Below are 6,432 nucleotides of genomic sequence, written 5' to 3'. Positions count from 1 at the left end.
GCCCCGAAGCGAACCCCGCCCCCACGATCACGCCGACAAACGCGCCGGCAATCTTCAGCTGCTCTTGCATGTGAACCTCTGGATTTATTGTTGTTGTCTCACTGCCACCACATACCCCGTGTAGGAGCGGCCTTGTGTCGCGATAGGGCCGCATGGCGGCCCCGGCGATTCTTGCTGCGAAGCTGAGATCCTGGGGCCGCTTCGCGCCCCATCGCGACACAAGGCCGCTCCTACAAGAGCGCTCAGGCGTCGCCGACAAACGCCTGCACTTCGATCTCCACATCCACCCCCAGCGCCAATGCCGAGGCCACGGTCGAGCGCACCGGCAGCGCTGCGCCGAAGAACTCCTTGTACACCTCGTTGAAGCCGGCGAAGTGGCTCATGTCCGACAGCCACACCGTGGCCTTGACCACCTGGTCGAAACGCGCGCCGCAGGCCGCCAGGCTTTCGCCGATGCGCTCGCAGGCGGCGCGGGTCTGGGCCTGGATGTCACCGCGCACCACTTCGCCTCCGGCACTCATCGGCACCTGGCCGGACAGGAACAGGAAGCCGCCGGCTTTTACCGCACGGGAGAACGGGAACGGCAGGCTGCTGGGGAAACGCTGGATATCATTGCTCATGGGATGCTCCTTTCAGGATTGCTGGAAACGGGCCGGGGACAGGCGCTCGGGCGCCACCCCCTGGCTGACAAGGCCAGGACACAGGGGCTGGCCCAGCAGCAGGTCGGCAGCCAGGCGCGAGGCGCCCGCAGCCGACTGGATGCCATAGCCACCTTGTGCCGCCAGCCAGAAGAACGCTGGCGCGTGCACATCGAAACCGATCACCAGGTCGCCGTCGGCGACGAACGAGCGCAGCCCGGCCCAGGTGTGGCTCGGCCGGCGGATCGCCAGGGTGGTCATGGCCTCGATGTTGTAGATGCCCAAAGCCACGTCGAGCTCCTCGGGCGCGGCGTCCTGGGGTTCGACCGGGTCGGCATTGGCCGGCGAACCCAGCAGCTGGCCGGCGTCGGGCTTGAAGTAGAAGCTTTCGTCTACGCCGATTACCGCCGGCCAACGGGCGAAGTCCTGGTCTACCGGGCCGGGGAAGGTAAAGGCACTGCGCCGGCAGGGTTGCAGGCCGATACGCGCCACGCCGCACTGCTCGGCCACACGGTCGGCCCAGGCGCCAGCGGCATTGACCAGCTGGCGCGCCTGTATGCGGCTGCCATCGCCCAGCTGCACCTGCCACAGGTCATCCAGATACCAGGCCTGGACAAGCTCGGCGTTGCAGCGCAGTTCGCCGCCAGCGGCGCGATAGCCACGCAAGAAGCCCTGGTGCAGGGCATGTACGTCCAGGTCCATGGCCCCCGCCTCGAGCACCGCGCCGGCCAGGTTCTCGCCACGCAGGCTCGGCACCAGGGCCAGGGCGGCGTCGCGGTCGAGCAGGCTGACCTCGGTGCCGTTGGCCAGGTTCTGCGCATGGGTCTGCTCGAGCAGCGTGCGCTGTTCCAGGCTGGCGACGTACAGGCAGCCACGCGGTTCCAGCAGCGGGTGCTCGCAGAAACCCTGCGGTGGTGCTTCGTAGAAGGCCCGGCTGGCGCGGGTCAACGCCTGGATCTGCGGGGTGCCGTAGGCCTCCATGAACATGGCTGCCGAACGCCCGGTGGAATGGTAGCCAGGCTGTGCCTCGCGCTCGAGCAGCAGCACCTTCTGCTGGCCGGCCAGGCGATAGCCCAGGGATGCACCGGCAATGCCGGCGCCGATGATCAGGGTGTCGTAGATCGGGGTCATGCACGCTCCTGCCAGGCTAATTATCATTTATGAGAATTCTAATATATGAGAATTTACGAATACGCAAGGGTCCAAGGTAAGATGCCCGACCAACGCCGCATGCCGAGACCCCGAATGCCCGCTGCCCTACCCCTGCTGGACCGTGCCGTAGTCGGCCAGCGCCTGCGCCAGGTGCGCAAGGCGCGCCAGATGACCCTCAAGCAATTGTCCGAAGCCAGCGGCGTACCGCTGTCCACCTTGTCGAAGATGGAACTGGCGCAGGTCTCGGTCAGCTACGAAAAACTGGCCGCTGCCGCCCGGGCGCTGAATGTCGACATTGCCCAGCTGTTGCGGGCCAGCGGCACGGTCACAGCACCGGCACCGGTGACCGTGGTGGTCGATTCACTGCCGGCGGCGGCGGGCTACTCGACCGGCACCTATGACTACCACCCGATCGCCGGCGACTTCCCCGAACGGCGCATGACACCCGCCTATGCCCGCATCATTGCCCGTGAACGCGGCCAGTTCGACGATTTTATCCGCCACCCCGGGCAAGAGTTCGCGTTGGTGCTGAGCGGGCGCGTTCGTATCGAGTTCGAAACCGGCGAAGCGGTGAGCATCGGGACGCAGGAGACGGCGTATTTCGACAGCCAGGTGGGGCATATCTACCTGTCGGAAAGTGACGATGGCGCAGATGCGCATGTGATGGTGGTGATGACCGATCGCTGACTCGGTGCTGCCTGCCAGGGCCCTATCGCCGGCAAGCCGGCTCCCACACCGACCGCATCAACCTCAGGGCCTGTGCAGTACCTGTGGGAGCTGGCTTGCCGGCGATAGGGCCCTGGCAGGCAAGCACCCGGTTATAACCTAATAACGAACAAGTCTATTTGGCTATAAAAAAATCTATATGCTGGGCTGCATCCGATAACGGGCAAAGTTGGGCAGTCGAGTAGCGTATGGATGTAGGTTCTTTCGGTTTCACCATTGCGGGCCTGGTCGTGGGTTTCATCGTCGGAATGACCGGCGTCGGTGGCGGCTCGCTGATGACCCCGATCCTGTTGTGGTTTGGCATCAGCCCGGCAACAGCCGTCGGCACCGACCTGCTCTACGCCGCCATCACCAAGGCCAGTGGCGTCTGGGTGCATGCGCGCAACAAGAACGTCGACTGGAAGATCACCGGCCTGCTCAGCCTGGGCAGCGTGCCCGCGGCGGCGCTGACCCTGTGGTTCCTCAGCACCCTGCACACCGACACCTCGGCGCTCAACGCCGTCATCAAGCAAGGCTTGGCGGTGGTGCTGATCCTGACCGCGCTGGCCATCCTGTTCAAATCGCGCCTGCAGGCCTTCGCCAGCCGCCATGCTGGTGACCACTACCACCTCAGCGACCGCAGCCTGAACACCCTTACCGTGCTCACCGGCGTGGTGCTGGGGGTGATGGTCACCCTCACTTCCATCGGCGCCGGCGCACTGGGTACCGTGGCGCTGTTCCTGCTGTACCCGTTCCTGGTCACCCGCCGCCTGGTCGGTACCGAAATCGCCCACGCCGTGCCACTTACCCTGGTGGCGGGCCTGGGCCATGCCGGCATGGGCAACATGGACTGGTCGCTGCTGGGCTACCTGCTGCTGGGCTCGCTGCCAGGCATCTACCTGGGCAGCCACCTCACCGGGCGGATTTCCGACCGCGTGCTGCGTCCGTGCCTGGCGGCGATGCTGCTGCTGATCGGCTACAAGCTGGCGTTCTGACCTTCAGCCCAGGCGCAGGCGCCACTGCCCGGTAAAGCTCAGCTCCAGGCGCGACAGCGGCAACACGTCGACCCGCTGACTGGCGCTCATCGGGCAGCCAAGTACGTGCACCAGCGCGGCGCGCATGACCATCGGGTGGGTAACCGCCACCCATTCACCCGGCCTGTCGAAGGCCGCCAACCAGGCGGCGATGCGCTGGCAAAGCACGGCGAACGACTCGCCGCCGTGCACATTACTGGCCGGGGCCTGCAGCCATTCGGCCATCGCCTGCGGTTGCTCGGCCTGCAATCGCTTCAGCGTCAGCCCTTGCCAACGCCCCAGGTCGCAATCGGCCAAGGCCGGCTCGACCTGCACCGGTCCCGAAAACCACGCCGCCGTCTCGCAGGCTCGCCGCTCTGGTGCAGTCAGCACCGGCACACCGGAAAGGTCGGCGAAAGGCTGCTGGCCCAACGGCAGGATGCCATCGTCGGCACGGTGCAGGCGCCCGGTCTTCTGGGCCTGGGTAAGGGCGTGGCAGATCAGGGTCAGACGGACGGCTTTCACCGGGTTTCTCTCGCAGCGGGTCGGGGCGCAAGGTTTAACATGCCTTGGCACTTTTTACCGCAACAACCTGGCACCGGCTGCGCCGACGATGGGGCCTGGTCAGATCATCAGCAGCATCAGTCCCCAAACCGGCACCGCTGCCACCAACCCCACCGCCAGCCGCGGCCAGTATGGCAGCAGCAATACCAGCACCATCCCCGCCAGCGACATCACGGCAAACCAGGCCACCGGCCCCATGGCCCAGCCCCAGGCCTGGGCACACAGCACCAGACTGGCCAGCAACGCCAGCCAGCCGGCCGCGCGCAAGCCGACACGCAGCACCCGCGGGCAGATGCGGTTCCATACCTGCTTGTAATGCCGCTCCAGCCCCTGGCACAGCCCCAGCATGCCAGCGTAGGCGAACAACACGCTGCCCATGACCCACATCATCATGCCCCGGCCTCCATCCGCCGCCCTGCCCTGGCCTTCTGCGGCACCCACTGCGCCTGCCATACGCGCCAGGCCAGCAGCCCGAGCAATACACCCAACACCAAGGCACAGGCCACCACCCCCAGGCGCATGGCGTCGCCCAAGCCACCCAACGCACCCAGGCCAATGCACAGCAACGCGGTCAGCAGCAGTTGCTCGACCCAGGCCCGGCGTACCGGCCTGATACCGGCATGCAACAGCGCCAGCAGCCATACACCAAAGAACGCACGAACCTCCCAGCTCTCCCGCTGCGCCAGTTCCACCGGCAGCACGCGGCTAGCCCACAGCAACGCCACGCACGCCAACAACAGGCCACTGACGAAGCCCACGTTGCACACCTCCGCCACCCGGTACCAACGCCGCACCGAAGCCTCGGCGCTGGTGTACTTGCGCCCACGCTTCACGCAGAACAGCACCAGCCCGCTGGCGATCATCAGGCAACTGACCAGCCCGCAGACGAAATACAGCCAGCGCATCGGGTAGCCGCCAAACTGGGCGAAATGCAGGCCGGCCATGACCCGCTGGGTCAATGGCGCCGCGCGCCATTCGGCGACGTCGCCGAGCAACTGCCCGCTGACACCATCGAAGACCATGGCCTGGCCCTTGGCCAAGGCAATGCGGTTGCCCAGTCCGGGGCGTATTTCGATACGCGCCGCCGCCGTGTTGGGGTTGCGGATATTCAGGCCACCAATCGGCCCCAGGCGCGCCTCGGCCTGGGCCAGCAATGGCGCGACATCGACCAGCGCGGCCGGTTGCCTGGCCAGGCCACGAGGCTGCTCCAGGCGGGCATTGCCCTGGGCCTGGAAGTAGGCACGATTGTCGCCGGCGAACAGCGCATCCGGCCGGGATGTAGATGAGCATGAAGATCACCAGGCCGGTGTAGGTGATCATCAGGTGGAACGGCAGCAACAGCACCGCGCTGGCGTTGTGGAAATCCAGCCACGAGCGCTGGCCCTTGTTCGGCCGGAAGGTAAAGAACTCCTTGAAGATCTTCTTGTGGATGACGATACCGGTGACCAGCGCCGCGAGCATCACCAGCGCCAGCGCGCCGACCACGAAGATGCCCCAGTTGCGTGGCAGGTCGAGGGTGAAATGGAAGCGGAAAAAGAAGTTGCCACCAACACTGTCACGCACCTCGATGGCCTCGCCGGTGCGCGGGTCGAGCTGTACGGTGGGGCCATGGCGACGCTCGCCGGTGGACACGCGCAACCCGGGCGAGCGCTCGCTTGGCAGGCTGATGCCCCAGTTGCCAGCCTGCGGCTCGTGGGCCTGCAGGTAGGCAATGGCGCGCCGCGCGGCGTCGGCCTGGGGTACCTCGGTGCCCGGGATTTCCGGTTGCATCCAGTGGTCGAGTTCCTTGTCGAATACCGCCAGGGTGCCGGTGACGAAGATGGCGAACAGCAGCCAGCCGAAAATCAGCCCGGCCCAGGTGTGCAGCCAGGCCATCGATTGGGTGAAGGTGTTCTTCATGCCAGCCACTCCAGTGCCTGCGGCCAGAAGCCGATCAGGGCAAGCGGTACGGCCACGGCCAGCGGGGCCCAGGCCCGCAGGGCATCGCTGCATGCGAAGGCCCAGAGGATGGCGGCGGTGTAGAAGATGAAGGCCGGCAGGGTCGCGACGATGACCGCATCGGCGGCAGCCAGCGGCAGGATGCGGGCCAGGCAGGCGCTGGCGGCGTAGCTGAGGGCATAGCCGCCGAGCAGTGCGGCAAAGCTGCGGGAGAGGATCTGCAGCCAGGCGGGGGCTTTGATCATCGGGGGCTCCTTGGCGTTGATCGGTGGCATCTGGGGCTGCTTTGCAGCCCATTCGCCGGCAAGCCAGCTCCCACAGGGTGGACTGCCCCCGAAAAGTTGGACAGTTTTAGCCAGTGGCCTGAGTCCTGTAGCTGACAGGGCTCAGGCCATTGAGTTTCAGCCTGATGCGGTCATGGT

7 protein-coding genes and 1 pseudogene are annotated in these 6,432 nt (G+C 66.1%); 2 read left to right on the top strand and 6 right to left on the bottom strand.

The features are described from left to right. Positions 1–242: 242 nt before the first annotated feature. Together CAG34_RS27200 and CAG34_RS27195 are read right to left on the bottom strand one after the other, a co-directional pair. A complete protein-coding gene (locus CAG34_RS27200) occupies positions 243–620 on the bottom strand; it encodes a RidA family protein (protein ID WP_085593503.1) in 378 nt (125 codons plus the stop codon). A gap of 12 nt (positions 621–632) precedes the next feature. Further along, positions 633–1,769, bottom strand: coding sequence for an FAD-binding oxidoreductase (locus CAG34_RS27195; RefSeq protein ID WP_085593501.1), 1,137 nt, complete (start codon positions 1,767–1,769; stop codon positions 633–635). 114 nt (positions 1,770–1,883) lie between these two features. Between CAG34_RS27195 and CAG34_RS27190 the strand changes: the two genes are divergently transcribed. Further along, positions 1,884–2,477, top strand: a complete 594-nt coding sequence (locus CAG34_RS27190) for a helix-turn-helix domain-containing protein (RefSeq protein WP_085593499.1) — start codon at positions 1,884–1,886, stop codon at positions 2,475–2,477. Positions 2,478–2,704: 227 nt separating this feature from the next. After that, the gene (locus tag CAG34_RS27185; RefSeq protein ID WP_013971855.1) at positions 2,705–3,490 is read left to right on the top strand and encodes a sulfite exporter TauE/SafE family protein; all 786 of its coding nucleotides are present in this window, start codon (positions 2,705–2,707) and stop codon (positions 3,488–3,490) included. Between the two features lie 3 nt (positions 3,491–3,493). Here the strand turns inward: CAG34_RS27185 and CAG34_RS27180 are convergent, their stop codons facing one another. From CAG34_RS27180 to CAG34_RS27165, 4 genes and pseudogenes are all read right to left on the bottom strand, one after another. Then, positions 3,494–4,033 (bottom strand): histidine phosphatase family protein, encoded by a 540-nt coding sequence (locus CAG34_RS27180; protein WP_085593497.1) that lies wholly within the window; start codon positions 4,031–4,033, stop codon positions 3,494–3,496. Positions 4,034–4,132: 99 nt separating this feature from the next. Beyond that, the gene (locus tag CAG34_RS27175) at positions 4,133–4,465 is read right to left on the bottom strand and encodes a DUF3325 domain-containing protein (RefSeq protein WP_085593495.1); all 333 of its coding nucleotides are present in this window, start codon (positions 4,463–4,465) and stop codon (positions 4,133–4,135) included. Further along, positions 4,462–5,971: pseudogene (locus tag CAG34_RS27170) on the bottom strand (PepSY-associated TM helix domain-containing protein). Before CAG34_RS27170 ends, CAG34_RS27175 begins: the two are co-directional and overlap by 4 nt. Next, entirely contained in the window at positions 5,968–6,255 is a 288-nt protein-coding gene (locus CAG34_RS27165) for a hypothetical protein (RefSeq protein WP_025338395.1), read from the bottom strand. Before CAG34_RS27165 ends, CAG34_RS27170 begins: the two are co-directional and overlap by 4 nt. Positions 6,256–6,432: the final 177 nt, after the last annotated feature.

It is taken from the genome of Pseudomonas sp. B14(2017) (assembly GCF_002113255.1).
Classification (GTDB): Bacteria; Pseudomonadota; Gammaproteobacteria; order Pseudomonadales; family Pseudomonadaceae; genus Aquipseudomonas; species Aquipseudomonas putida_Z.
This window is presented reverse-complemented; position numbering and strand designations above follow the sequence as displayed.

Bases quoted from the DNA above. Each gene is read 5' to 3' on its own strand.
- CAG34_RS27200 (WP_085593503.1), bottom strand. From the start codon at position 620: ATGAGCAATGATATCCAGCGTTTCCCCAGCAGCCTGCCGTTCCCGTTC.
- CAG34_RS27195 (WP_085593501.1), bottom strand. From the start codon at position 1,769: ATGACCCCGATCTACGACACCCTGATCATCGGCGCCGGCATTGCCGGT.
- CAG34_RS27190 (WP_085593499.1), top strand. From the start codon at position 1,884: ATGCCCGCTGCCCTACCCCTGCTGGACCGTGCCGTAGTCGGCCAGCGC.
- CAG34_RS27185 (WP_013971855.1), top strand. From the start codon at position 2,705: ATGGATGTAGGTTCTTTCGGTTTCACCATTGCGGGCCTGGTCGTGGGT.
- CAG34_RS27175 (WP_085593495.1), bottom strand. From the start codon at position 4,465: ATGATGATGTGGGTCATGGGCAGCGTGTTGTTCGCCTACGCTGGCATG.
- CAG34_RS27165 (WP_025338395.1), bottom strand. From the start codon at position 6,255: ATGATCAAAGCCCCCGCCTGGCTGCAGATCCTCTCCCGCAGCTTTGCC.